Here is a 26,430-nt window from a genome sequence, read left to right as displayed (position 1 = left end):
AGAGTATTTTTTATCATTGTATTCTAAGAAATATTTCATTTTATCAATCCGTGAAATTTTAATTTTTCTATTAAATCTTTTAATTCATAAGCTTGCATGTTTAGCTTTGAAGCTATATCTAAAACATCATTTTTACCATCACAATATGCTAAAAAATCAGCGGAGATTGGTTTTTTAGTAATTCCTTGATTTAAAGTGTGATATAAGCCTCTTTTACCCAAATTTGGTTCGCAAAAAGTTGTGATTTGATAAATTTCATTAACTTCTAAATTCATAATGATTTCTTGCATAGCTTTTAAGCCACCTTGCAATCCTTTTTTGCTGATGAAATTTAAATCATCTTTGCTAGTGTGGTATTCTTTATAATCACCAAATCTAGTCCTACACACACAAACTACGGGTAAATTTACTAAAGGAGAGCAAAACTGTCTTTCGTTGCCGCCTCTATCTAAAAAGCTAAATTCTTTAAAATTATTTTTTTCTTTTAAGGTATGTAAAGCTACTTTATCTGCTAGGGTATTTTCACTTGGAGTGTGAATGAGTGAGTAAGCATTATCATCACCTATACAAGAGAGTACAAAACCTGCTTTGGTATGTTTTTGTAAGTGCTTTAAATGTTTACTAAGATAAACTATACTCCCTATGGTTTCAGGAGTAAAAATAAAACGATAATTGTATTTTCTCTCTTTAAGTTCTAAAAGCCATTTAGCTAAAAATGCAGCTACCACAGGACCACTTAACTCGTTATTTGCCATAGATGGATGACAGAGGTAAGTGGAAATTAAAATTTCATCTTTTGTTTCTTGCGTGCTAGGTATGAGTAAATCAGCATAGTTTAAAACTCCATTTTCATGGTGCTTTGCATCTATGAAAACTTTATATTTTCCTTCTTTTAGTTTAACTCTATCTTTGTGTTTTATACAAAACCCCCAACGCCTTTTATAATAGCTTGTCACATAAGGTATGGCACCAGGCATTTCTTCTATAGAGTAAAGGTGTTCTTGTAAGCTTGCTAGATTAAGCTCTGTGTCTATGCCTGTGCTATAGTTTAATACATGAAGATTATTTTGCTTAAAATCACAAATTTTTTCTCCATTTGGAGTGATGATATAAGCATCGTTTATTTCCCATTCAGCAGGTACTTCCCAATCAAATACTTTACTCCCGCTTGCTATAGAGTGAATTTTTAATATACCCTCCCCCATAGCCTCATCAAGTATTTTTAAGCTTTGTCTAAAGCCTTTCCCGGTAATACTTCTGCATATAGGAAAAAGCTCACAAACTAGCTCATACATACTTTTACTCACAACAAGCCTTTTTAGTTTCTTCTAAAATCTTAAATAAACTATCTTTAATAAATTGTACTTCTTTTAAATTCATTTCTTGATGAGCAGGTATGCTAAGTTCAGCTTTATAAAAATTATCCGCATTTTCTAAGAATAAATTTCCATATAAGTTTTTATAATAACTAAACTCATAAGCAGGCTTATAATGTACTTGTACACCTATGCCCAAATTTAATAATTTTTCAAAAATAATCTCTTTTTGGCAATAAAACTCAGGAAAAAGCAAAATAGGATATAAATGTCTTGAGCTTTTTTTATAATCTTTGATTTTTATAGTGCTAAAATAAGGATTTTTTTCAAATTCTTTATCGTAAAAACTTGTGATGATTTCTCTTTTTTCTAGCATATTATCAAGTTTTTTTAGTTGATTTATACCTAAAGCACAAGCTACATCACTTAAACGATAATTATAGCCTAGTTCAATCATATCACTATCCCAAAGTCTTTTTTTGACTATGCCATGACTTCTTAAAAGCTTGATTTTTGAGATTAATTCCTCATCATTGCTAACAACCGCACCACCCTCAAAGGTTGTAATAGGTTTAACCGGATGAAAAGAAAATATGCTCAAATCTCCCATAGAACCTACTTTTTGATCTTTATAAATAGCACCTAGGGCATGACTTGCATCATCAATTAGTGGGATGTTGTGTTGTTTAGCTAAGGCTAAAATTTCATCCATTTCTACACTATTTCCCGCAAAATCAACCACGCAAATCGCTCCTATATTAGAGCTATCTTGGCTTAATCTTAAAGCAAGTTTTTTCTCATCAATATTTCCATCGCTTTTTACATCTATAAACTCAACCCTAGCACCTGCCATTAAAGCTGCATTTGCAGTTGCAGCAAAGGTAATGGGGGTTGTTAAGACAATTTTATCTTTTACATTTAAAGATAAATATGCAAGGTGTAAAGCAGAAGTAGCTGAATTTAGCACGCAAGCATATTTTACACCCGCATATTCACAAAGGGCTTGTTCAAATTCTTCAACCTTTTTTCCACCGGTTAAAAAATCATCTTTTAAAGCCTCACAAACTACTTGTATGTCTTGTTCGTCAATATTTTGATGAGAATAAGTTATCATTTTTCAAGCTCTGTATGATTTATTATATTTAAAAGTTCTTCTTGGCTAATCCATGATGGATTATTATCAGAGCTATAAGAAAAGCCATTAGAAACTTTTTTACCCTTTTGTCCTTTTGCATTTATACTAAAATCAACATTAGTGTTATTAAATTGAATACTTGGGCTAATGGCATAATAATTTTCAAATTCATAAGTTAAATGACTATCATCACTTGAAATCATAATTTCATGTAGTTTTTCACCTGCTCTTATACCTATGATTTTATGAGCTAAATTAGGAGCCATAGTTTTAGCTAAATCAACGATTTTCATAGAAGGAATTTTTGGTACGAAAATTTCCCCTCCATGCATATAGGCAAAATTATTCAGCACGAAATTAACTCCATCTTCTAAGGATATCCAAAATCTTGTCATTCTCTCATCTGTGATAGGAAGTTCTTTAGCGCCTTCATTGATTAGTTTTTTAAAAAATGGTATGACAGATCCTCTTGAGCCCACTACATTACCATATCTTGTAACGCTAAATTTAGTATGAGAATTTCCTGCGATGTTGTTTGCTGCTACAAAAAGCTTATCACTTGCAAGCTTTGTAGCTCCATATAAATTAATAGGATTGCATGCTTTATCGGTTGAAAGAGCGATACATTTTTCTACATTATTTTCCAAACACGCATCGATTACATTTTGTGCTCCATGGATATTAGTTTTTATACATTCCATTGGATTATATTCTGCAATTGGCACATGTTTCATAGCAGCTGCATGAATGACAAAATCAACATCCTTCATTGCTATGCTCAATCTTTCTTTATCTCTTACATCGCCTATAAAATAACGCATACAATCATCATTAAATTCTCTTGCCATTTCAAATTGCTTGAGTTCATCGCGTGAATAGATAATGATTTTTTTAGGTTTGTATTTTTGAAGTAAAGTTTTAGTATAAGTTTTTCCAAAACTTCCTGTGCCACCGGTGATTAAAATGCTTTTTCCATTAAACATATATATTTTCCTATTACTTGACTAAGTTTTTATATCGGTTGAAAATAAAATTATTTTAAAATTCTTGGTAAAGTTATACCTGTTTGAGCTTGGTATTTACCCTTTTTATCAGCATATGTTACATCACAAGGCTCATCTCCTTGTAAAAATAAAACTTGAGCTATACCCTCATTAGCATAAATTTTAGCAGGTAGTGGGGTTGTGTTTGAAATTTCTATAGTGATATGTCCTTCAAAACCTGGCTCAAAAGGAGTTACATTTACTATAATGCCACATCTTGCGTAAGTACTTTTGCCAAGACAAATAGCCAAAACATCATTTGGCATTTTAAAATACTCAACCGTTCTTGCAAGCGCGAAAGAATTTGCAGGTACTATACATACATCGCCTACAAAATCTACTACATTTTCTTCTACAAAATTTTTAGGATCTACAACGGTGGAATTTACATTAGTGAAAATCTTAAATTCTCTTCCAACTCTTATATCATATCCATAGCTTGAAAGCCCATAACTAACTATACCTTTACCTATATTTGCTTCACAAAATGGCTCTATCATATTGTGCTCTAATGCCATTTTTTTGATCCAATTATCTGCTTTTAAGCCCATTTTTGTCCTTTATAATTAAAGTGAATTTTTAAATTATATCTTAAAATAAAAGTAAAAAATAAATAATTGAAGTTATTTTTAGTATTTTTATATATAATTATAAATTAAGTCTTATAAATTAAGGAGAATATATGACAAAAGAAGAAATCAAAGAACTAATGCAACTTTTTGCAGAAGCAAATATAAGCAAGATTAAAATAAAAGAACAAGATGGATTTGAAATAGAACTTGAAAGAGATATGTGTTGTGAATTACCAGCTCCAACTCCTGTTGCTCCAGCTCCACAGCCAATTAATGTAAATGTAGTTAATGAAACCAAAGCAAGCTCAAACTCTTCTAATAAACCGACTATCAATAGCCCTATGGTAGGTACTTTTTATCAAGCTCCAAGCCCAGGTGCAGCACCTTTTGCTAAAGCAGGACAAACTATCAAAAAAGGAAGTACTATAGCAATTATTGAAGCGATGAAAATTATGAATGAAATCGAAGCTGAATATGATTGTAGGATAGTAGAAGTATTAGTTGCAGATGGCCAGCCTGTAGAATTTGGTATGCCTTTATTTGTGGTGGAGAAATTATAAAATGGAAATTAAAAAAGTTTTAATAGCAAATCGTGGAGAAATTGCATTAAGAGCTTTAAGAACTGTAAAAGAAATGGGAAAAAAAGCAATTTGTGTGTATTCTACTGCAGATAAGGATGCTTTGTATTTAAAATATGCTGATGCGAGTATTTGCATAGGAAATGCTAGAAGTTCAGAAAGCTATTTAAATATCCCAGCTATTATTAGTGCAGCTGAAATTAGTGAAGCGGATGCGATTTTTCCAGGATATGGATTTTTAAGTGAAAATCAAAATTTTGTTGAAATTTGTGCAAAACATAATATCAAATTCATAGGCCCTTCAGTAGCTGCTATGGCACTAATGAGTGATAAAAGTAAAGCAAAACAAGTAATGCAAAGAGCAGGTGTGCCTGTAATCCCAGGAAGCGATGGGGCTTTAAATGGGGTTGAAGCAGCAAAAAAACTTGCTAAAGAAATAGGCTATCCTGTGATTTTAAAGGCAGCAGCAGGTGGTGGCGGCCGTGGTATGCGTGTAGTTGAAGATGAAAAAGATTTAGAAAAAGCTTACTGGTCAGCAGAAAGTGAAGCGATGAGTGCTTTTGGCGATGGAACTATGTATATGGAAAAATATATCCAAAACCCGCGCCATATAGAAGTGCAAATCATAGGAGATAGCTTTGGAAATGTGATACATTTGGGTGAGAGAGATTGCTCTATGCAAAGACGCCATCAAAAACTTATAGAAGAATCTCCTGCAATTTTACTAGATGAAAAAACAAGAGCAAGACTTCATGAAACAGCAGTTAAAGCTGCTAAGGCTATTGATTATGAGGGTGCGGGAACTTTTGAGTTTTTAGTGGATAAAAATTTAGATTTTTATTTTATCGAGATGAATACGCGTTTGCAGGTTGAGCATTGTGTGAGTGAGATGGTAAGCGGGGTAGATATTATCGAGCTTATGATTAAAGTAGCAGAAGGGTATCCTTTACCAAAACAAGAAGAAATTAAACTTAAAGGTCATTCTATAGAATGTAGAATTACTGCTGAAGATTCTAAAACTTTCTTGCCTTGCCCAGGTAAAATCACAAAATATGTAGCTCCTGCAGGACGCAATGTAAGAATGGAAAGCCATTGTTATCAAGATTATAGTGTGCCTCCTTATTATGATTCTATGATTGGAAAATTAGTCGTTTGGGGAGAAGATAGAAACACAGCTATAGCTAAAATGAAAATAGCCTTGCAAGAGCTTATTGTAGGTGGGATAAAAACAACCAAGGATTTTCATTTAGCGATGATGGATAATGCAGATTTTATCAATAATAATTATGATACAAATTATCTTTCAAGACATTAATTGAAGATAGGTTTTAACCTATCTTAATTCTTCTATATGAGCATTTGCTCTTATTTTATCAAGATGATTTTTTAAGGCTTGTTCTTTTTGAGTTAGGGTATAGACATTGCTAACTTGATCTTTGATTAAATCAAATTCGATAGGATTTTTACCATATTTTTCTTTTACAAAATACACTATATAAGCGTTTTCGCCATTTAACACTGGAGTAAATTCTCCTATTTTTGTATTATTTAACAAAGCAAGTAATCTTGGATCTAAACTAGCTGCGTTTAAACTAATGGCTTTTGATTTAATTTGAGAATTTTTATACATAGGATTTTGTGCAAGCTGTTGTAAAAGTTCAGGATTAGTAGAATTATAAACAACTAAGTCTATATTTGAAAAAGTGCTAAATTTATCAAGATTGCTTTCATAAAAATGTTTTAGTGTTTCATCATCAATATTGATTTTTGCATTTTGCATTATGCTTCTATAAAGTTTTTCTCTTTCAAGATCTTTTCTAACTTTGTTTTTAAAAACTTCAAAACTTAAACCATCTTTTTCTATCTTTGCTTGCAAACCATTAATGTCAGTTTTATTGCCTTTTGCTATTTGGGCTAATTTTTCATTAAGTTCAAAAGTGCTTACATAAATTCCTAGCTTTTTAGCTTCGCTTTGTTGAACTTTATCATCTACTAAAAATGCTATAGCTTTTTGTTTGTCATTAGTTTTTAATTCTTTCATAGTTTGTTCTATATCATAAAGAGTAATAGGTTGATTTTCTACTACCATTGCTACACCACCAAGGGTTTGAGCATATAAAATATTTGCAGCAAAACAACAAGATATTAAAAATTTTCTCATATAAAACCTTTATTTAAGTGTAAATATAGCATTATAACAATAAAAATTTAAAAAAGGTAAAAATATGCAAGAAATCACAACGCGTTTTGCTCCTTCTCCAACAGGATATTTGCACATAGGAGGGCTTAGAACAGCTTTATATAATTATCTTTATGCAAGAAAAAATAAGGGTAAATTTTTATTGCGTATTGAAGATACGGATTTAAAAAGAAATTCACAAGAAGCTACGCAAGCTATTATAGAAGCATTTAAATGGTGTGGGCTTGATTATGATGGGACGATTGAGTATCAATCTCAAAGATTTGATATTTATAAAAAATACATTCAAAAATTATTAGATGAGGGCAAGGCTTATTATTGTTATATGAGCAAAGAAGAGCTTGATGAGTTAAGAGCTAAGCAAGAAGCAGCTAAAGAGCGTCCAAAATATGATGGTAGATATAGAGATTTTAAAGGAACTCCCCCAAGTGGTATTGAGCCTGTGGTGCGTATAAAAGCACCACAAAGTGGAGAGATTAAATTTATAGATGGCATTAAAGGCGAGGTTAGTTTTAAGGCTGAAGATATTTTAGATGATTTTGTGATTGCAAGAAGCGATGGTAGCCCAATTTATAATTTAACCGTTGTAATTGATGATGCACTAATGGGTGTGAGTGATGTTATAAGAGGAGATGATCATTTATCAAATACTCCAAAACAAATTGTCCTTTATGAAGCATTAGGCTTTAAAATACCTAAATTTTATCATGTAGCTATGATACATGGTGAAGATGGTAAGAAACTTTCTAAGCGTCATGGAGCAACTGATGTGATGGAATATAAAAATATGGGGATTTTACCTCAAGCCCTGCTTAATTTCTTAGTGCGTCTTGGTTGGAGTCATGGCGATGATGAAATTTTTTCTTTAGAAAGTATGCAAGAGCTTTTTGATCCAAATCATATTAACAAAAGTGCTTCTTGTTATAATTTTAAAAAATTAGAATGGCTTAATGCTCATTATATTAAAACTTTACCTTTTGAAGAAATCAATAGACAATTAAAAGATTTAGGATTTGATTTAAGTCAGTATGAAAAAGCAGGCTTTTTGCTAGATATGTTAAGAGAGAGAGCTAAAACCTTACATGATATTATTAGTGGGGCTAAAGTGTTACTAAATGACCCAAAAGAATATGATCAAAAGGCTGTAGATAAATTTCTTAATGTTACAAATTTAACTTATTTGGAAAAATACGCTATGGTTTTAAATGAGCAAAAAAATGCTTGTGAATTTGAAGAATTAACTAATCAATTCTTAGAAGAAAATAATCTTAAGTTAAAAGATCTAGCTCAAGCTATACGCATTGCACTCACAGGAAACTCGGTTAGTCCTAGTATATTTGAAGTATTGGAATTTTTAGGAGTGCAAAAGGCTAAACTTAGGATAAAAAATTTACTAAATTATATGAAGGAAAAATAATGAATTTAAAAGAAGAGGCTTTAGAATATCACTTAGGTGGTAAAGTAGATATTGTTGCTAGAAAGCCTATGGATAGTGCACATGATTTATCTTTGGCGTATTCTCCTGGGGTTGCTGAACCTTGTATTGAGATAGCAAAAGATGAAACTTTAGCTTATAAATACACTAATAAAGCTAATTTAGTTGCTATAGTAAGCGATGGTAGTGCAGTTTTAGGACTTGGCAATATAGGAGCGAGTGCAAGCAAACCAGTTATGGAAGGAAAAGCTTGTTTGTTTAAAAAATTTGCTAATGTTAATGCTTATGATTTAGAAATTAATGCTCATAGTATAGATGAAATTGTTACTTTTTGTAAAGCTATAGCGCCTACTTTTGGAGGGATTAATTTAGAAGATATTTCAGCACCAAAATGCTTTGAAATAGAAGCTGCTTTGCAAGATCTTGGAATTCCTGTAATGCATGATGACCAACATGGAACCGCGATCATTTCTACAGCAGGATTAATGAATGCTATGGAAATTAGTGGTAAAAAATTTGAAGATATTAAAGTAGTGGTAAGTGGTGCAGGTGCAGCAGGTATTGCAAGTGCTAGAATGTATAGAAATTTAGGGGTTAAAAATATCGTTTTAGTAGATAGTAAAGGTGTGATTAATACTCAAAGAGATGATTTAAATAAATACAAACTAGAATTTGTAAGCGATATCAAAGATAGCACTTTAAGAGAAGCTTTAAAAGGTGCTGATGTATTTTTGGGTTTGAGTGCACCTAAGATTTTAGATGATGAGATGATTTTAAGTATGGCAAAAGATCCCGTGATTTTTGCATTAGCTAATCCTATACCTGAAGTAATGCCAGAAGATGTTAAAAGAGTTAGGAACGATGCTATAGTTGGAACAGGTAGAAGTGATTATCCAAATCAAATTAATAATGTTTTAGGTTTTCCTTTTATCTTTAGAGGAGCTTTAGATGTAAAGGCAACTAAAATTACTGAAAATATGAAAATAGCAGCCGCAAAAGCTTTGGCTGATTTAGCTAAGCTTGAAGTAACTGATGAGGTAAAACAAGCTTATGGAGTAGAAGAGCTTAGTTTTGGTAGAGATTATGTGATACCAAAACCATTTGATAGCAGAGTAAAAGCTGTAGTTAGTGCTGCGGTAGCAAAAGCTGCGGTTGAAGATGGAGTAGCTTTGATAAATAATTTTGATTATCAGAGATATTTTGATAGTTTAAAATAATTTTTTATAAATTAAGTTTTATTTAAAATAATTTTTTATTATAAAACTTAATTTTATCTATTTTTTATTGTTTATATGAGTTATAAAAACATATTTTTTAAAAATCATTTAAAAAATATGTTTTAAATGTTACTTTTTTTCTTTTTAAATTATATAAATTTGATATTACTAGTGTTTTTAATAAAATTAATTTATATTTAAGATATTTTTTAATAGGATATTTTTACTTAATCATAGAAAGGTCGAGATGATTTTTGGTAAGATAGATTATCTTAATTTACTCCCTTTACATATCTATCTTAAAAAATCAGCTTTTCCTAGCTATGTTAAGCAAACTACAGAATACAAAAAAGGGGTTCCTAGTAAGCTAAATCGCCATTTGTATTTTAGACGCATTGATGCAGCGATTATCTCAAGTGTTGAAAGTCGTAGAAAAAAATACAAAACCTTAAATGTGGGGATTTGCGCAAGCAAAAAGGTAAAAAGCGTTTTAGTGAAAAAACAATCTGAAAGCAAAGAAGATGCAAGCTCTGCAACTTCTAATGCTCTTGCAAAAGTTTTAAAGCAAAAAGGGGAGGTTATCATCGGTGATAAGGCTTTAAAACTTTATTTGCAAAATCCAAAAGATTATATTGATTTATGCGAATTATGGTATGAAAAGACAAAACTACCTTTTGTTTTTGCTCGATTTTCTTGTATTAAAAATTTTTCTATTTATAAAAAAATGATGAAAAATTTCACAAAAAGTAAAATTTTCATTCCGCAATATATTTTGCTAGATTATTCTAAGTCAAGAAATCTTTCTCAAAAAGAAATTAGTGCATATTTAAAGCTAATTTACTACAAAATAGGAACAAAGGAGCAAAAGGCGCTAAAAAAATTTTTAGCTAATGCAAACAGCAAGATACTATAAAAAGGACAATTTATGAGTATAGCTAAACAATATATCAATGAAACCTTAGAAAAAATTCAAGCAACTTCCCCAAGACAACCTATCTTTTTTCAAGCAGCAACTGAGGTGTTAAATTCTTTAGAACCTTTACTTGAATCTAACAAAACTTATCAAGATCATGCTATATTAGAGCGTATTGTTATGCCTGAAAAAACGACTATATTTAGAGTTGTATATATCAATGATGCGGGTAAAGCTCAAACGCATTTTGGTTATAGAGTACAGTTTAATTCTAGTTTAGGACCTTATAAAGGTGGGATCAGATTTCATCCTAGTGTAGATTTAGATGTTTTGAAATTTTTAGGTTTTGAACAAATTTTCAAAAACTCTCTAACAGGTTTAATGATAGGGGGAGCTAAAGGAGGAGCAAATTTTGACCCTAAAGGTAAAAGCGAAGCAGAAATTATGCGTTTTTGTCAAGCTTTTATGGCCGAGCTTTCAAAAATCATAGGTGCAAGCACTGATGTGCCAGCAGGTGATATAGGGGTTGGTGCTAGAGAAATTGGATATATGTTTGGAGCTTATAAGAAAATTAGCTCTAATTTTGATGGAACTTTAACGGGAAAGAAAATTCCATGGGGTGGAAGTTTAGTAAGAACAGAAGCAACAGGGTATGGCTGTGTGTATTTTACTCAAGAAATGCTAGCAAAATATAACAATGCATTAGAAGGAAAAGAGTGTGCAGTTTCAGGTAGTGGAAATGTGGCAATTTATACCATAGAAAAATTACATCAACTTGGTGCAAAAGCAATCACAATAAGCGATAGCGATGGATTTGTTTATGATAAAGATGGGATAGATTTAGATTTATTAAAAGAAATTAAGGAAGTAAAAAGAGCTAGAGTGAGTGATTATGCAATGCTTAAAAAAGGTGCTATTTTTACTCCAAAAAGTGCGTATAAACAAGGTTGTAATGGAGTATGGAGTATACCTTGTGATATAGCTTTTCCAAGTGCTACGCAAAATGAATTAAATTTAGAAGATATTAAAACCTTATATCACAATGGTTGTCGTATGGTAGCAGAGGGAGCTAATATGCCAAGCACACTTGAAGCGATCGATTTTATGTTAAATCAAAAAGACTTTTTATTTGCGCCAGCTAAGGCTGCTAATGCAGGTGGTGTAGCGACTTCTCAACTTGAAATGCAACAAAATGCAAGTATGTGTCAATGGAGCTTTGAGGAGGTTGATGCAAAATTATATAAGATTATGAAAAATATTTTTGAAAATTCATACGAGTGTGCAAAAGCTTATAATCATGAAGGAAATTTAGTAGTAGGTTCAAACATAGCAGGCTTTAAAAAAGTAGCTGATGCGATGATTGATCATGGTTATATTTAAAAAGATGGCTTAAATGCCATCTTTAGTGTATATAAAAAAAGCTTGTTATTTGATTAGCGATTTTTTCTTCTAAAGACTCTTTGGCTCTGTCTATATTGCCAAGATAAGCAGTTCTTGCTAAAAGCGAGGTGCTTTGAGTAGAGTTTTTGGAGCTAATTTGTAAATTAACTTGCAAAAGATAGTAATTTTCTACTTCCATTTCAAAAACATCATCTATTTTATCAAAGTCATTATAAAAAAATCTCGCATTAGAAGCGCGTAATCTTTGCGCGTAAGAAAATTTCTTAAAATCTACTATATTGATATAAATTTTATAATCACTTTGAACATTATTTAAAACTAAGCCTAAATTTTGTAATTTTTGAGCGAGCTTGGCTTCTAAATTTGTGTTTAATTTTGAAGGATTATTGATGTGTAAAGAAAAACTTTGATTTTTATTAGCATGCAGGAAAATACCTTCATTATTTGTTTGGATAAAAGTTTGCATAGGGCCTGTGCAAGCACTTAAAAATAGTGCAAACACAAGCAAGAAAAAATTATTTTTGAGCATCGATTATAGTTGGCACAGCACGAAGACCAAGTTTAGAGTATTTTGCGAAAGTTTCTCTTACTGCTTTAACCTCAGCTTCACTAGGTTTTTTATAATCTTTTAAATTTTTATCATAATATTTTTTCATGATAGCGATTTTTTGTGCATCATCTTTAGCATTTTTACTTTCTTTGTAAATTAATGCAGATTTTTCAAAAGCACTAGTATCATGGATAGGGGTTAAGATAAATTTCACTTGATGGGTTTTTAGTGTTTCTTCTATTTTATCTAAATGCATTCTACAATATGGACATTCAGGATCGCTAAAAACATAAAGTAAAGGTTTGTTTTTATCGCCTAAAGAAATAAACATTTTTTCTTTTTTAAGTTCAACTAGAGCTTTTTTTGAAAATTCAGCTTGTTGTTTTTCCATGAGTTTTGCTTGATAAACTTGAGAGTAAAATTCACCTTTTTTTACATCAATTACTTCAGTTGTGATGATATTATCTTGAGTGAAAACGATTTCTTGGAAATTTTTACCACTAATTTCAAAATTAACTATCACAGCTTCAAAGTTAGTATCAGGAATTTTTTCTCTACTAGAAACACTAATGTTTGCATTTGATAAATTTGGATTTTTCTTAAAAAAATTAATAATTTCTTCATTACTTGCAGCAAATAAAGAGCTAGCAAGGGTTAAGAGAGCTAAAGATTTTTTCATCATTTTCCTTTGTTTTAAAATTTTTGCACATTATAAAATGTAATCTTTAACACTTAGATTTTTAATATTCTTTTTTCCTCTATTTTTTTAACTTGAGGATAGTTTTTATCAAGATATTCTAAATAAGCTATGGCATATTTTCTTGAAATTTGAAAATGATTTTTAACAAAAGCTACATCTAAATGATGATTTTGCAAAAGTTTTAAAAACTCTTGCATGAGATTTTCAAGAGTATTTTTTTCTATAAAAAGATTATGTGCTAATCTTTTGACTTTGTTTTCTTTAGTGAGTTTTTTTAAGATAAGATCTCCATTTTTCCTATCAAGCTCTAAATATTCATAAAGATTGTAAGGTGCGGTAGGTTTTATACCTTCTTTTTTTAAAATTTCATAAAGCTCACAATGAGCCTTTTCTTGTAATTTTTCAAAATCTTGTCCTTTTAAAAACCATATGCCATCTTTAAAATCTAATTTTTCTTGCATTTGCTTGAGTGTATAAGCGCAAAAGCTCTCACTTGCCCAGCTAAGCCTTAAGGCGATAGAATGAGGCGAGATTAAAGCATAAGGATTTTTAGAGAAAATAAAATCAATAAATTCTTTCAAAGTTTGTATAGCATTTAAATCATATACATTTAAAGCTTGCTCATCGACAAAAACATGATTTAAGCTTTTTGCTAGGTTTAGGGCTTGCTCATGAGTGAGTTTAAAGCGTTGATAGCTTGAAAGTAATCCAAAGCCAAGTTTGTGAGTTTGTTTTAAAAACTCAAATACTTTTTTAAAATCTTTTTGTTCTAAAAGTGCTAAATACTTAGCTTTTATATCTTTTTTTAAAGGCTCACTTACCGCATTAAGAACCACACCACCACTTTTAATACGCCCATTTTCAAGCAAGATGAATTTATCATCAAAACACAAAGGTAGGTTTTTATCAAACTCTAAGCTAATATAAGTTTTATCTTCAAATTCTTTGATTACACTAATTTTTGTATTAAGCTTTTTTGAGCCACTACAAAATTCTAAAATACTCCCGTGTTTAATCTCTGTACTAAAAACAACCCCATCGATACTTTTAAAGCTTTTAAAAACACCTTTTTTACTTAATATATAGCCTTTTTTTAACTCATGATAATCACAATTTAAACTCAAAGCAACTCTATTATAAGCTTTTGCTTCTAAAACATTTTCTTCATGAATTTGTATGTTTTTTACAATGATATCTTTTTGATTTTCAAGGCAAAATATTTTTTCATTTTTGCTTATTTTTCCTTCATTTAAACTCCCTGTTACTACCGTTCCTATACCTTTTAGAGAAAAAACCCTATCAATGTAGTATCTAAAAATCAAATTTTCATCATTTTCTTTAGGCTTTAAACTAAGTAGATAGTTTTTTAAATTTAATATACTTTGCTCATCATAAATGCTTGTTGGAAAAACTTTTAAGATATTGATTTTAAAGGCTTTTAATTCTTTTAAAAGCTCTGCTTGCTTTTGTACTAAATCCTTGCATAAATCAACCTTACTCAAAATAAGCACTACATCTTTTACGCCTAAAAATTCCAAAACCCTTAAATGCTCTATACTTTGAGCCTTTAAACCCTCGTTTATATCTATGACAAACATACATACTCTAAAGCCAAAAGCACCACTTATCATAGTTTTAATTAAACTTTCATGCCCAGGCACATCGATAAAAGCAATATTTAAATTTTCACTTTTTAAATTTGAAAAACTAAGATTAATCGTAATGCCTTTTTCTTGCTCTTCTTTTAAATTATCACCTTCAAAACCATTTAAAGCTTTAATAAGCGAAGTTTTACCATGGTCAATATGCCCAGCAGTGCCTATGATGATACTATGCATGAAATACCTCTTTAATAATGCTTATTATTTTGTTTAAATCTTTTTCTAAAATACTTCTAAAATCTAGCACAAAATGCCCATTTTCAACACGGCCGATTACGCCTTTTTTTCTAAATTTTTCTTGTAAAAGCAAAGCTTTCTCATCAAAACTTAACACAAAAGTATCTAAGCTTTTATCAGGCATAGAGCCACCACCTACTAAACTTTTAGAAGCTTTTAACTCACATTTTATAGGAATTTTTTCTTTGACAAAGAGAGCCTTTTTTTCTACGGTTTTTAAATCATCATTTAAAAGTTTTAGTGTGGGGATTTTTTCATATTCTTTTTCTAAGTATGCTTTAGCAGTTTCATTTAAAAAAGCTAGAGTGATTTTATCAACCCTTAGCATTCTTAGAAGTTGATTTTTCTTTAATTGTTGAATGTATTTTTTCTTTCCAAGTATAATGCCTGCTTGAGTAGAGCCAAAAAGCTTATCGCCACTAAAACTTAAAATATCACAATGTTTTAAAAGCTCTTTTACACTTGGCTCATTTTTACTAAGTTGTTTATTAATCTTTTCACACCATCCAGCGCCCAAATCATAATAAGATATGAGTTTTTTCTTTTTTGCTAAAGCATGAATTTCACTTAAGCTTACTTCTTCGAAAAATCCTTTAAAAGCAAAATTAGAACGATGAGTTTTTAAAATCATCTTAGTATTTTCATTGATAGCTTTTTCATAATCATATAAATGAGTTTTATTAGTCGTGCCTATTTCTTTTAGTTTAACTCCAGCTGCTAGCATAACTTCAGGAATTCTAAAATTTCCCCCAATCTCAACTAGCTCACTTCTTGAAGTAATAACTTCCTCATTTTTTGCTAAGGTATTTAAGATTAAAAATACAGCTGAAGCGTTATTATTAACAATCAAGCAATCTTCGCAATCAAATAATATTTTTAAATTTGCACTAAGTGCGTTATACCTTGAGCCTCTTTTACCACTTTGCATGTTAAACTCTAAATTAGAATAAGAGCAGATGATTTCTTTAGTTCTTTCAAAAATACTCTCATCAATAATGCTACGACCAAGATTAGTATGTATGATAACTCCACTAGCATTGATCAAACTTTGACTTTGCATGTTTAAAAACTCATCAATACTTTGGGCAATTTTACTTAGCAAATCTTGCAAGCTAAAATTTAAATTTTCATTTTTACTTAGTTCTTTTTTACAATTTGAAACAACTATTTTTGCAAAATGAGATCTTAAATACAAAGGATAATTAGCCAAGTTTTCATCGTTTATAAGTGTGTTTATAGGTGGAAAATTTCTAAATTTGTTCATCTTAAACCTTAAGAATAAATTAGTAAAATTATAACTTTTTTATAATGAAATTTATATAATTAAGATTAAAAAATTTAAAAGAGAGTGTTATGAAAGATTTTGTATTTTTAGAAAATGAAGATTTAATTCCTTTAAGTGATGATATTAGCATAGTTCAAAAAGCCTGTAATGAAGAAGTTTTTATAGGAAATTCAAAGCTTTTAAATCCTGAAGTTTATGCACCTGAGATTAATTTTTACCTTAAAAACTCACAAGATGATGTGCTTAAAAAAGCCAAAACTATTGAGTCCTTATATAAAATTAGATCTAAAGTTTATGATTTAGGGCTTGATTTAGAATATACCAAAGAAGTGGGTAAAAATGTAATTATTGTAAGCAATGAGGATCAAAATGAGCTTATTGAAAGCTTAAAAAAACAAGAATACAAGGTTTTAAAACTAAGTAATGAGCAATGTTTGGGTGTTTTGGGTTGTGTAGGTGAGCTTTGCGTGATAGCTTTAAAAGATAATGAGCAAGTAGAGATTGATTGTGATTTTTTCTTATATGATGTAAAAAAAGAAAGTTTTGATCAACAAAGTGGTTGCTATGATTTAACCACCTTAAGTCAAGAAGAACTTATAAAACTTTTAAATTCTAATTCTCCAAAATATAAATTTAGAAATTATATTAGTTATGATGATAGCATTTGTCAATACCATGAAAGAAGAAGTATTCATTGTGGAAAATGTGCTGAAATTTGTCCTAGTGTGGCTATTTTAAAAGATGATGAGCAAAGAAAATTAGAATTTTCTCATGTGGATTGTTTAAGCTGTGGTGATTGTGTAGGGATTTGTCCTAGTGGAGCGCTTGATTATGCACCTATGCCACGCAATAGCTTTTATGAAATTTTAAAATTTTATGAAGATAAAATCATTTTAATAATCCCTGAGAAAATGTCTATAGAAAATTTAAATATCACTTTAAAAGAAGATGTAATGCCTTTTATGATTAAAGGCGAGAATTATCTTGATCAAGCACATTTTTTAGCTATGCTTCAAACAAGTGGTGCGAGTGTGATTTTTTATAGTGATGGCTTATCGCAAGGTGCTTTAGAAGTGATAGCTTTGATGAATGAAATTTTTCAAAGAAAATTTAAACAAAACGCAATTTTTCTAGCTAAAGATGAAAAAGAACTTTTAGAGGCTATAAATCAAGCACATTTTATAGAAAATCTCAAATTTATATCTTATAACCCTGCGCTTTTAAAAAGAGAAGATTTTGCTATAAGATTAAGAGAGCTTATAAAGGAAGAAAATTTAGGCAATATCCCAAGTAAAGAATGGATACGCTATGGAAAAATCACCATCAATGCAGACACCTGTACTTTATGTCTTTCTTGTGTGGGAGCTTGTAATGTAGGAGCTTTAGTGGCTGATACTAAAGATAATTCTTTGAAATTTAACGCAAGTTTATGTACTACCTGTGGGTATTGTGAGGCAAGTTGTGCTGAAAAAGATACTTTAATGCTTCAAAGAAGTGGGATAGATTTGGAAAAAGAGTATTTTTCTTTTATGGTTTTAGCTCAAGATGAACTTTTTGCTTGTGTAGAGTGTGGGAAAGAATTTGCTACTAAAAAGGCCATTGAGAAAATTGCTAGCATTATGAAGCCAAGATTTATGGGTGATGAAGCTAAGATAAAAACACTATATTGCTGTGCTGAATGTAAAGCAAAAGTAATGATACAAAGTATGAATGTGCTTTAAGCCAAAAGGCTTAAGCACTAAGTTTTAATCCCACCACTCCAGTGATGATTAAAATAATAAAAATGATTTTATTAAGAGTAATTGCTTCTTTAAAGATTAAAAATCCCACCACACTAACTAATGCCAAACCACAACCTGCCCAAGTTGCATAAGCTATACTTAAATCAATTTTTTTCAAAGCATAAAATAAACCTGCTAAAGAAAATGAAAAAAACACCGCAAAAACGATTAAATAAAGATTATTTTTACTTATGCTTGCATACTTCATCGAGCTTGTTGCAATCACTTCAAAAATTATACTAATTGCTAATACTAGCCAATGCATTTTATATATCCTTTTAAATTAATTTAAAAATGAAACTACAAAAGGATAAAAGGTGGTGCAGTAGGGGCTATAAAATAACCACAAGATAATCTTATCTTCCATTTTGTCCATAAGCTAGTATAAAATTTTAAGATAAAAAATCCATAAGTCATTTATAACCTTGTGATAATTTATCTTATTTTAACATTGTTTTTTATATCTTAGTTAAATTTAGCGCAAAAGCTTTTTGGCTCAAAAGCACTTCATCATTTTCTTTAAAATCTTTAGCTTCTAAAGGGCTTAGTGCTACTTGGCTGATTTGATTACCTATGGCAAGTATGGCTATAAATATGCTATCTTGCTTTTGTAGTTTTAAAATGCGTGCTTTTATGGCAAATTTTTGCGAGCCTTGTGTCTTTAAAAAAACTTCATTAGGCGAGCCTTCTTTGATGATAGCTCCATTTTCTAAAATGATGACTTTATTAGCTAGTTTATAAACTTCACTTACATCATGGCTGATTAAAATAGTAGTGATTTTATAAGTTTTATGTATATTTAAAAGATAATCATGCAAGTGTAGTTTTATCTCATTATCTAAGGCACTAAATGGCTCATCTAAAAGTAAAAGTTTGGGTTTTTGCATAATGGCTCTTGCTAAAGCTACGCGTTGTTTTTGTCCCCCGCTTAGTTCTAAAATATGACTTTTTTTGTGTTTGCTTAAATCTAAAAGTTCTAAAAGCTCATTAGCAAATTTTAGATCTTTTTTAGCAAAAAGTAAGTTTTGTTCTACATTCATATTTTCAAATAAAGCATAATCTTGAAAAACAAAGCCAAGTTTTCTTTTTTGTGGGCTTAGAAAGTTTTTATCATCAAAAAATATCGTATTATTAAAAGTGCAAATTCCTTGTGCTTTTTCAAAACCTGCTAAAATTCTCAAAAGCGTAGTTTTACCACTACCACTTTTTCCAAAAATAGCACAAAATTCTCCTTCTTTAACTTCAAATTTAATCTTAAGTTTAAATTCTTTTTCTTTATTTTTAAAGATTTTTTCAAAGTCAAGTTTTAGCATAAATACTCTTTGATAAATAAAGCACTAGGATGTACATAAGCAAATACAAAATCATTTTTTTGATAATTTTGCTCTAAAAACTCATGGGTGCTAATTTGAGCTTCGAAAGTGCAAATTTCATTTTCTAATCTTACGATAGTGATGATTTGTCCTTGAAAAATATCAATGATTTTTGCATAAAAGGTATTTAAAAATGAATTTTCTAAATTTTTTTTACTAAGTAAGCACTCGCTACTTTTAAAAGCTAGTAAAACTTCTTGATCAATGCTTGCTTTTTCATCAAGTTCTAAAGCAAGCATAAATAATTTATGTTTATTTATAAGAAATTCTACCCAGTTTATATTTTCATGATTTTTTATAGTATTTATTTTAGCTTTAATCATGGGATATTATAGCCATAAGCTTTGAAAATTTCCTTAGCCTTTTTGCTTAAAATAAAATTATAAAATTTCTTAGCTTTAGCATTATCTTTACCATAAGAAGTGATAACAATGCCTTGATTGATTGGTTCATAAAGCTTTGGATTGATTAAAATATAATTTTTTCCTTCTTGGAGTTTATAAGATTTTAGCGTATCTTCATATAAAGCACTTGCTGCTATAAAACCCACATCGGCTGCTTTTAATGTTTGAGTAAGTGCTTCTCCTATAGATTTTGCCTCGATGATTTTAGCTTTTGTTTGCTCATAAATTTTAGTATTTTGTAAAGTTTCTATGCTAGCTTGACCATAAGGAGCAGCTTTGGGATTAGCTATGGTGATGATTTTTACTTTTTCTTCTTTAAGTGTGTCTAATCCTTTGCTTAAATCCATTCTAACACTGAGTAAAGCTAAAGCTCCTTGAGCATAAATAACAGGTTTTGTGCTAGTAAAATTATCATCATACAAGCTTTGTGCAAATTTCATATTTGCAGCCATAAATATATCAAATGGCGCACCATTTTTAATTTGTGAGACTAAATTTCCACTAGCGCCTAAGCTTACATTGATACTAATATCAGGGTTTTCTTTTTGAAATTCTTTTTGCAAGGCTTTAAAAGCGTAAGCTACATTTGCAGCTGCAGCGATATTTACATCAGCACTATAGCCAAAAATACACAAAAAAAGTAGGGTAAAAATTTTTTTCATTTTTTATCCTTTTAATAGTAAATTTTAAAAAAATTATAGCTTATTTTTAAAAGCAAAAATAAATTTATATTTTTTGCATATTTTCTAAGACTTATTTCATAAGTAAATAAAAATTACTAATTTTTTTTTAAAGAATATTTTTAATGTAAAAATTTATTTTAATTTTTGTATAATATAAGATTTCAATTTATGAAATTTTAAAAGGAAAAAGCTTGTTAAAATACATACTAACTTTGTGTTTATTTTTTAACACTTTGATTTTAGCAAATGACTTTGAAGATTTTGAACAAGAATATCAAAAAAAAGAAGTCAAAGATAGCTTTTATACTTACAATAAAGCTATGAATAAATTTAATTATGATCTTTATACTTATTTTTTAAGACCGGTTGTGCTTTCTTATAAAAGCATTACTCCAAGCTTTATAAGAACAGGTGTAAAAAATGCTTTTGATACCACAAGATCACCTTTTAGATTTATTAATCATCTTTTAAGTTTAGAATTTAGAAAAGCTGGTGAGGAATTTGGAAGATTTTGTGTGAATGTGATTTTTGGATTTGGTTTGTTAGATAGTGCGAGTAAAACTCCTTTAAAAAGTTATGAAGCTGATTTTGGAACGACTTTGGGTAAATGGGGAGTAGGTAGTGGAGCGCATTTAGTGCTCCCGTTTTTAGGCCCTTATAATGTAAGAGATGCTTTAGCTTTGCCTGTAAATTGGTTTATGGTGCCTGAGGGGTATATTGAGAATTTTTGGGTTGGTGTGGGTGTAAATGCTGCATTAAAACTCAATGAATTAAGTTTTGAGTATGAAAAAATAGATGATATTTACCAAAATAGTGTAGATTATTACATTTTTATACGCGATGCGTATGAACAAAGACGCCAAGAACTCATCAAATAAGGAGATAAAATGAAAAAAATCATAGTTTTGCTTTTTAGCGTAGTATTTGCTTTTGCTTTAAATTTGCAAGATATTTCTAAAACCATGCAAGAAAAAATTGATGAGAGCTTAAAAATTCTAGATCAAAATAAAAACGATAAAGCTAAAGCAGCGGAAAAAATCTTTACTTTATTTGATGGTGTTTTTGATTATGAGTTTATGGCTAAGCTTAGTCTTTCTACAAGATATGAAAAATTAAGTGAAAATGAAAAAAATGAATTTAACAAAGCTTTTGAAAAAAACCTTAAAAAAAGTTTCACAGATAAGCTTGCTTTGTATGATTCTCAAAAATTAAAAGTGATTAATTTAGAAGAAAAAAATAAAAGAGCCTTTTTAAAAACTTCTATGATAGTAGATGGTAAAGAAAATTTTGTAATCTTTAAATTTTATGATAAAAATAATGACTGGCAAATTTATGATGTGGATATTTTTGGTATAAGTATTATACAAACTTATCGCTCACAATTTAAAGATGTCTTACAAAATGGTGATTTTAAAACCTTGCTTGAAAAGCTTTCTAGTGTTGATTTTTCTAAATAATGCTAAGTAAAATTTTAAAAATTTTTCTTAATTTCCCAAAGCTAACTTTGGGGATTACTTTAATCTTTTGTATATTTTTTAGTTTTTTTGCTAAAAATTTAAGTGTTGATGCAAGTGCTGAAAGCTTGCTTTTAGAGCATGATGAGGGTTTGAAACTATATAGAGAAGTTTCAGCACGTTATGGCAATGATAATTTTTTAATGCTTGCTTTTGCTCCTAAAAATAAAGATATTTTTGCTAAAGAAAATTTAGAAACTATCAAAAACTTAACCCTTGATTTAGAAAAAATCAATGGTGTGCAAAAGGTACTTTCTATCACTAATGCGCCTTTACTTGCAAGTTCTAAAGGTAAAGAATTAAAAGAGCTTATCCAAAATATACCTAATATTTTTAGTCAAGATGTGGATGTTAATCTAGCTAAAAAAGAAATTTTAAATCAACCCTTTTATAAAAATAATATCATCTCAAAAGATGGAAAAACAACGGGAATTTTGATTTATCTAGCACCTGATCTTGTTTATAATGACTTGATTAATTCAAGAGATAGTGCAAAAAGTGAAAATGAAAAAGAGCATTTTAGAGCCTTGATTAAAAAGCACCAAGAAAGCTCAAGGGAATTTAGTGCAAAAAGATTAGAAGAAATTACTAAAATAGTATCTAAATATAGTCAAAATGGAGACTTTTTACACCTTGGTGGTGTTGAAATGATCGCTAATGATATGATTAATTATGTAAAAAATGATTTAAAAATTTATGGACTTAGCTTAATAGGGCTTTTATTTATAGCACTTTGGTGGTTTTTTGGCTCTTTGTGTTTAGTGTTTTTGGCTTTGGGAATTTGTGTGGTTTCACTTTTTACTTCAAGCGGGATTTTCGCACTTTTGGGCTTTGATATTACTGTGGTGTCTTCAAACTATGTAGCTTTGGTACTCATTATCACTGTCTCTGTTGTGATACACTTAATCGTGCATTTTATAGAAAATTTACACAAACACCCAAAAGCTAGCGTTTATAAGCTTTTGCTCTCAACCTTACTTGATAAAGCAAGTCCTAGTTTTTTTGCTATTTTAACCACGGTTGTTGGGTTTTTAAGTTTTGTTTTTTCAGATATTGAGCCTATTATTAAACTTGGTATTATGATGAGCCTTGGCATCAGTGTGAGTTTGATTTTAGCTTATATTTATTTTGCAAGTATTTTAGTATTAATGCCGCGTTTAAATTTTAAAGAGCTTAATCAAAATTCGTTGAAATTTTTAAGTTTTTGTGCAAATGTAAGTTTAAAACATAGAAAATTTATCTATGGTATAAGTTTATTTTGTGTAGCTTTTGCTTTGTATGGAATTTTGCAAATTAAAGTAGAAAATAGTTTTGTGAGTTATTTTAAAGATAGTTCTAGGATTAAACAAGGTTTGTTGATTATAGATAAAGAGCTAGGTGGAACTATGCCTTTAGATGTGATTGTCAAATTTAAGCAAAATCCAAAACAAAATGAAAGCTTAGATGAGTTTGAACAAGAATTTGATGATTTATCCAAAGATGATAGGTATTTTTTTAGTAGTGAAAAAACAAGAATAGCTGCTAAGGTTCATGAGTTTTTAAGTAAGCAAAAATATGTAGGTTCTGTGCTTAGCTTGCAAAGTTTGCTAGAGCTTGGAAAAAGCATTAATGATGGTAAGACTTTAGATGATTTTGCTCTAGCGTTTTTATATGAAAATTTAGATGAGAATTTTAAAAAGCAAGTTTTAACCCCTTTTGTTAGTGTAGAAAATAATGAGTTGCGATTTAGTGTGCGTATGCTAGATAGTGATCCAAATTTAAGACGCGATGCTTTTTTAAAACAGCTTGAAAAAGACTTAAATGAGCTTTTGCAAAATGATAATGTAGAGGTTAAAATCAGTGGTATTATGCCTTTGTATAATAATATGCTTCAAAGTCTTTTTTCATCACAATTTGACACTTTAGCCTTTGTGGTGCTTGTGATTTTTGCTTTGTTTGTGGTGATTTTTAGAAGTTTTGTTTATGCTTTTGTGGCAATTTTGGCCAATCTTATACCTTTAGCTTTAGTGTTTGGCTTAATGGGTGTTTTAAATATACCACTTGATATTATGAGTATTACCATAGCTGCTATTTGTATAGGAATAGGGGTTGATGATATGATTCATTATATTCATCGTTTTAAAGAAGAATTAAAACATAAAAGCTTAGAAGAGGCTATAAAAGCTTCACATATAGGTATAGGAAGTGCGATTTATTATACTAGTGTTACGATTATTCTAGGTTTTTTAGTGATGATTAGCAGTAATTTTATCCCGACGATTTATTTTGGTTTGCTTACGGTTTTAGCTATGAGCTTGCTTTTGTTTGGCTCGCTTTTTTTATTGCCAAGTTTTATTTTAACTTATCATTATTTTAAAGCAAAATTAAAATAAAGTAAAATCCAAATCACATAAACACCAAAAGCAATAAGCATATATTTTATAAATTGTTTCATTAATACTCCATTTTTTCTAATACCCTTAAGATATAAGTAGCAAACATTAGTGCTTGTGAGCGGTGTGAAATTTTTAATTTTACTTGCTCGTCTAATTCACCTAAAGTTTTATCAAAACCTTTTGGGATAAATAAAGGATCATACCCAAAGCCATTATTACCCCTTGGAGTGTCAATAGCAAGGCCATGCATATATCCATGCGTGCTAAAATGTCCATATTTTGAGCTTATGGCTATGGCTGCAGTGTAAAAAGCTTTGCTTTGATGTAGATTTTTTTCATGTAAAGCTTGGATGAGCTTGTTTCTATTGGCCTCATCAGTGCCTTCTTGAGAGTATCTTGCAGAAAAAATCCCTGGCGCATTGTCTAAAGCCTCTACGCTTATACCACTATCATCGCTTAAGGTGATAAATTCATTTTGTTTTTTGCCTAAAGCATTAAAAATAGCTTTAGATTTTATCAAAGCATTTTCTTTAAAACTTGTGCCATCTTCGATGATTTCAAAAGGGGTGATGATTTCATTTAAGGCATAAATTTCATAAGTAGTTAAAAATTTTTTGATTTCTTCTACTTTGTGTGCGTTAGAAGTTGCTAGAATGGTTTTTAATTTTTTCTTCATAAATTACTCTTTTTGTTTTGACTTTAAAAAAAGTTTATCAAAATCATAGTAAAATTATCCTTTATAAGGAGAAAAGATGTTAAAAACCGTTTTACCTTTGTCTTTTATTGTAGGAACTAGATTTTTTGGATTGTTTATAGTTTTACCGGTTTTAAGTTTATATGCTTTAAATTTAAAAGGAGCTAATGAGTTTTTAGTAGGGCTTTTAGTAGGTGTGTATGCTCTAACTCAAATGGCATTGCAAGTTCCTTTTGGTATTATTTCAGATAAAATAGGGCGTAAAAAAACTATGTTAATAGGACTTGTGGTGTTTATCATAGGTTCTTTGGTATGTTCATATGCTGATGATATTTATACGATGATGTTTGGAAGGCTTTTACAAGGTGCAGGAGCCATAGGAGCAGTAGCTACTGCTATGATAAGTGATTTTATCAATGAAGAAAATCGCGGTAAGGCTATGGCCATCATGGGTTCATTTATAGGACTTTCTTTTGCAGCTTCTTTGGTGCTTTCTCCTTTAATGAGTGCTAAATTTGGACTTTCAAGTTTGTTTGATTTAAGTGCTATTTTGAGTTTAATTTGTATAGTGCTTTTATTTAGCGTTGTGCCAAAAGAGCATACAATAGTACATGAAAATACTAAAACCCCATTAAAAAAACTTTTAAAAGAAAAAAACTTAGCTTTGATGAATCTTACTAATTGTATGCAAAAAATGCTTATGAGTATTGCGTTTTTAAGTATTCCTTTGGTTTTAGTACATGAGTTTAATTATCCAAGTGAGAATTTATGGCATGTTTATGTTAGCTCTATGGTGCTTGGGTTTTTAGCTATGGGTTTATCGGGTTCTTTAGGAGAAAAAAGAGGCTTAAGTAAAGAGATATTGCTTTTAGGTGTGGCGTTTTTTATCATTGCTTATATTATATTTGCTTTTTCGCATAATGCTTTAGTGTTTATGGTGGGTGTTGTAGTGTTTTTTATAGGATTTAATTTGCATGAGCCTATTATGCAAAGTTGTGCGAGTAAATTTGCTAAGGTAAATGAAAAAGGCGCAGCTTTGGGTGTGTTTAATGCTTTTGGCTATTTTGGAAGCTTTTTAGGTGGTGTCGTTGGAGGGTATTTTTTACACCATTTTAGTTTAGTTGCTCTTGCTTTTATTTTGATAGCTTTGTCTGTAATTTGGTTTGTGTTGCTTTTGTTTTTACAAAGTCCGGCAGATTTTAAAAATGTCTATTTATCTTTAGAAACAAAACATGATTTAAATATGATTAAAGGCATAAATGGAGTTTTAGATGTGTATAAAAACTCTAAATTTTTAGTGATTAAATACAATAAAAAACTTACAAGCGAAGAAGAAATTTTAGCGATTATTGGAAAATAATCG

General features: G+C 29.9%; 25 protein-coding genes. 11 read left to right on the top strand and 14 right to left on the bottom strand.

What is annotated here, in order from left to right; all coding sequences use genetic code 11:
- Window positions 1-35 precede the first annotated feature (35 nt).
- From L8Y18_RS06645 to dcd, 4 genes are read right to left on the bottom strand one after another with little or no spacing between them, the layout of a single operon-like run.
- The gene (locus L8Y18_RS06645) at window positions 36-1,295 is read right to left on the bottom strand and encodes a DUF4910 domain-containing protein (RefSeq protein ID WP_263676524.1); all 1,260 of its coding nucleotides are present in this window, start codon (window positions 1,293-1,295) and stop codon (window positions 36-38) included.
- A 4-nt stretch (window positions 1,296-1,299) separates the two neighbouring features.
- On the bottom strand, window positions 1,300-2,430 hold the full coding sequence (gene pseC / locus L8Y18_RS06640; RefSeq protein WP_263676523.1) for a UDP-4-amino-4,6-dideoxy-N-acetyl-beta-L-altrosamine transaminase: 1,131 nt from the start codon (window positions 2,428-2,430) through the stop codon (window positions 1,300-1,302).
- Window positions 2,427-3,434, bottom strand: coding sequence for a UDP-N-acetylglucosamine 4,6-dehydratase (inverting) (gene pseB, locus L8Y18_RS06635; protein WP_133319776.1), 1,008 nt, complete (start codon window positions 3,432-3,434; stop codon window positions 2,427-2,429). The genes pseC and pseB overlap by 4 nt, the downstream gene beginning before the upstream one ends.
- Window positions 3,435-3,484: 50 nt before the next feature.
- On the bottom strand, window positions 3,485-4,045 hold the full coding sequence (dcd, locus tag L8Y18_RS06630) for a dCTP deaminase (RefSeq protein ID WP_012661997.1): 561 nt from the start codon (window positions 4,043-4,045) through the stop codon (window positions 3,485-3,487).
- A gap of 131 nt (window positions 4,046-4,176) precedes the next feature.
- On the opposite strand from dcd, the gene accB reads away from it, so the two are divergent.
- Complete coding sequence (gene accB / locus L8Y18_RS06625; protein ID WP_258108147.1) at window positions 4,177-4,626, top strand: acetyl-CoA carboxylase biotin carboxyl carrier protein; 450 nt, start codon at window positions 4,177-4,179, stop codon at window positions 4,624-4,626.
- Window position 4,627: 1 nt separating this feature from the next.
- The gene (locus L8Y18_RS06620; RefSeq protein WP_258108146.1) at window positions 4,628-5,959 is read left to right on the top strand and encodes an acetyl-CoA carboxylase biotin carboxylase subunit; all 1,332 of its coding nucleotides are present in this window, start codon (window positions 4,628-4,630) and stop codon (window positions 5,957-5,959) included.
- An 18-nt stretch (window positions 5,960-5,977) separates the two neighbouring features.
- Here L8Y18_RS06620 and L8Y18_RS06615 read toward each other — a convergent pair whose 3' ends face one another.
- Window positions 5,978-6,805 carry a peptidylprolyl isomerase gene (locus L8Y18_RS06615; RefSeq protein ID WP_263660169.1) on the bottom strand — a complete coding sequence of 276 codons (828 nt, stop codon included), beginning with the start codon at window positions 6,803-6,805 and terminating at the stop codon, window positions 5,978-5,980.
- A gap of 64 nt (window positions 6,806-6,869) precedes the next feature.
- On the opposite strand from L8Y18_RS06615, the gene gltX reads away from it, so the two are divergent.
- The 4 genes from gltX (at window position 6,870) to gdhA (ending at window position 11,789) form a co-directional block, all read left to right on the top strand.
- Window positions 6,870-8,261: a glutamate--tRNA ligase gene (gltX, locus tag L8Y18_RS06610; RefSeq protein WP_263671127.1), complete on the top strand. Its 1,392-nt coding sequence runs from the start codon at window positions 6,870-6,872 to the stop codon at window positions 8,259-8,261.
- A complete protein-coding gene (locus L8Y18_RS06605) occupies window positions 8,261-9,496 on the top strand; it encodes a malic enzyme-like NAD(P)-binding protein (RefSeq protein ID WP_263676522.1) in 1,236 nt (411 codons plus the stop codon). The genes gltX and L8Y18_RS06605 overlap by 1 nt, the downstream gene beginning before the upstream one ends.
- 247 nt (window positions 9,497-9,743) lie before the next feature.
- On the top strand, window positions 9,744-10,409 hold the full coding sequence (locus tag L8Y18_RS06600; protein WP_133319772.1) for an MqnA/MqnD/SBP family protein: 666 nt from the start codon (window positions 9,744-9,746) through the stop codon (window positions 10,407-10,409).
- A 12-nt stretch (window positions 10,410-10,421) separates the two neighbouring features.
- Window positions 10,422-11,789 carry an NADP-specific glutamate dehydrogenase gene (gene gdhA, locus L8Y18_RS06595; protein ID WP_263676521.1) on the top strand — a complete coding sequence of 456 codons (1,368 nt, stop codon included), beginning with the start codon at window positions 10,422-10,424 and terminating at the stop codon, window positions 11,787-11,789.
- Between the two features lie 22 nt (window positions 11,790-11,811).
- Here the strand turns inward: gdhA and L8Y18_RS06590 are convergent, their stop codons facing one another.
- From L8Y18_RS06590 to selA, 4 genes are read right to left on the bottom strand one after another with little or no spacing between them, the layout of a single operon-like run.
- Window positions 11,812-12,339: a hypothetical protein gene (locus L8Y18_RS06590; protein WP_133319770.1), complete on the bottom strand. Its 528-nt coding sequence runs from the start codon at window positions 12,337-12,339 to the stop codon at window positions 11,812-11,814.
- On the bottom strand, window positions 12,326-13,039 hold the full coding sequence (locus L8Y18_RS06585) for a thioredoxin fold domain-containing protein (RefSeq protein WP_220566922.1): 714 nt from the start codon (window positions 13,037-13,039) through the stop codon (window positions 12,326-12,328). Before L8Y18_RS06585 ends, L8Y18_RS06590 begins: the two co-directional genes overlap by 14 nt.
- A gap of 53 nt (window positions 13,040-13,092) precedes the next feature.
- On the bottom strand, window positions 13,093-14,898 hold the full coding sequence (gene selB, locus L8Y18_RS06580; protein ID WP_263676520.1) for a selenocysteine-specific translation elongation factor: 1,806 nt from the start codon (window positions 14,896-14,898) through the stop codon (window positions 13,093-13,095).
- Window positions 14,891-16,222, bottom strand: coding sequence for an L-seryl-tRNA(Sec) selenium transferase (gene selA, locus L8Y18_RS06575; RefSeq protein WP_133319767.1), 1,332 nt, complete (start codon window positions 16,220-16,222; stop codon window positions 14,891-14,893). Before selA ends, selB begins: the two co-directional genes overlap by 8 nt.
- Window positions 16,223-16,311: 89 nt before the next feature.
- Between selA and L8Y18_RS06570 the strand changes: the two genes are divergently transcribed.
- Window positions 16,312-17,964: a 4Fe-4S dicluster domain-containing protein gene (locus tag L8Y18_RS06570; RefSeq protein WP_133319766.1), complete on the top strand. Its 1,653-nt coding sequence runs from the start codon at window positions 16,312-16,314 to the stop codon at window positions 17,962-17,964.
- A 10-nt stretch (window positions 17,965-17,974) separates the two neighbouring features.
- On the opposite strand, the gene L8Y18_RS06565 is transcribed toward L8Y18_RS06570, so the two are convergent.
- The 4 genes from L8Y18_RS06565 to modA all read right to left on the bottom strand — a co-directional run bounded on the left by L8Y18_RS06565 (window position 17,975) and on the right by modA (window position 20,463).
- The gene (locus L8Y18_RS06565; RefSeq protein ID WP_263669893.1) at window positions 17,975-18,289 is read right to left on the bottom strand and encodes a DMT family transporter; all 315 of its coding nucleotides are present in this window, start codon (window positions 18,287-18,289) and stop codon (window positions 17,975-17,977) included.
- Between the two features lie 193 nt (window positions 18,290-18,482).
- On the bottom strand, window positions 18,483-19,337 hold the full coding sequence (locus L8Y18_RS06560; protein ID WP_263661263.1) for an ABC transporter ATP-binding protein: 855 nt from the start codon (window positions 19,335-19,337) through the stop codon (window positions 18,483-18,485).
- Complete coding sequence (locus tag L8Y18_RS06555) at window positions 19,331-19,720, bottom strand: hypothetical protein (protein WP_220566930.1); 390 nt, start codon at window positions 19,718-19,720, stop codon at window positions 19,331-19,333. The genes L8Y18_RS06560 and L8Y18_RS06555 overlap by 7 nt, the downstream gene beginning before the upstream one ends.
- Window positions 19,717-20,463, bottom strand: coding sequence for a molybdate ABC transporter substrate-binding protein (gene modA / locus L8Y18_RS06550; protein ID WP_263671132.1), 747 nt, complete (start codon window positions 20,461-20,463; stop codon window positions 19,717-19,719). The genes L8Y18_RS06555 and modA overlap by 4 nt, the downstream gene beginning before the upstream one ends.
- 212 nt (window positions 20,464-20,675) lie before the next feature.
- On the opposite strand from modA, the gene L8Y18_RS06545 reads away from it, so the two are divergent.
- The 3 genes from L8Y18_RS06545 to L8Y18_RS06535 are packed head-to-tail and all read left to right on the top strand — an operon-like array spanning window position 20,676 to window position 24,370.
- The gene (locus tag L8Y18_RS06545; RefSeq protein ID WP_263676519.1) at window positions 20,676-21,362 is read left to right on the top strand and encodes a VacJ family lipoprotein; all 687 of its coding nucleotides are present in this window, start codon (window positions 20,676-20,678) and stop codon (window positions 21,360-21,362) included.
- A 9-nt stretch (window positions 21,363-21,371) separates the two neighbouring features.
- On the top strand, window positions 21,372-21,941 hold the full coding sequence (locus L8Y18_RS06540; RefSeq protein WP_263664930.1) for an ABC transporter substrate-binding protein: 570 nt from the start codon (window positions 21,372-21,374) through the stop codon (window positions 21,939-21,941).
- Complete coding sequence (locus tag L8Y18_RS06535; RefSeq protein ID WP_263676518.1) at window positions 21,941-24,370, top strand: efflux RND transporter permease subunit; 2,430 nt, start codon at window positions 21,941-21,943, stop codon at window positions 24,368-24,370. The genes L8Y18_RS06540 and L8Y18_RS06535 overlap by 1 nt, the downstream gene beginning before the upstream one ends.
- Window positions 24,371-24,431: 61 nt before the next feature.
- Here L8Y18_RS06535 and L8Y18_RS06530 read toward each other — a convergent pair whose 3' ends face one another.
- Entirely contained in the window at window positions 24,432-25,049 is a 618-nt protein-coding gene (locus L8Y18_RS06530; RefSeq protein ID WP_263676517.1) for a non-canonical purine NTP pyrophosphatase, read from the bottom strand.
- 76 nt (window positions 25,050-25,125) lie between these two features.
- Between L8Y18_RS06530 and L8Y18_RS06525 the strand changes: the two genes are divergently transcribed.
- Complete coding sequence (locus L8Y18_RS06525; RefSeq protein ID WP_263669897.1) at window positions 25,126-26,427, top strand: MFS transporter; 1,302 nt, start codon at window positions 25,126-25,128, stop codon at window positions 26,425-26,427.
- Window positions 26,428-26,430: the final 3 nt, after the last annotated feature.

Origin of the sequence: Campylobacter sp. CNRCH_2007_0968H (genome assembly GCF_025773245.1) — a bacterium.
In the GTDB taxonomy this organism is placed as follows: domain Bacteria; phylum Campylobacterota; class Campylobacteria; order Campylobacterales; family Campylobacteraceae; genus Campylobacter_D; species Campylobacter_D lari_D.
The sequence above is the reverse complement of the archived record's forward strand: the minus strand, read 5'-3'. Positions and strand labels throughout refer to the sequence as shown.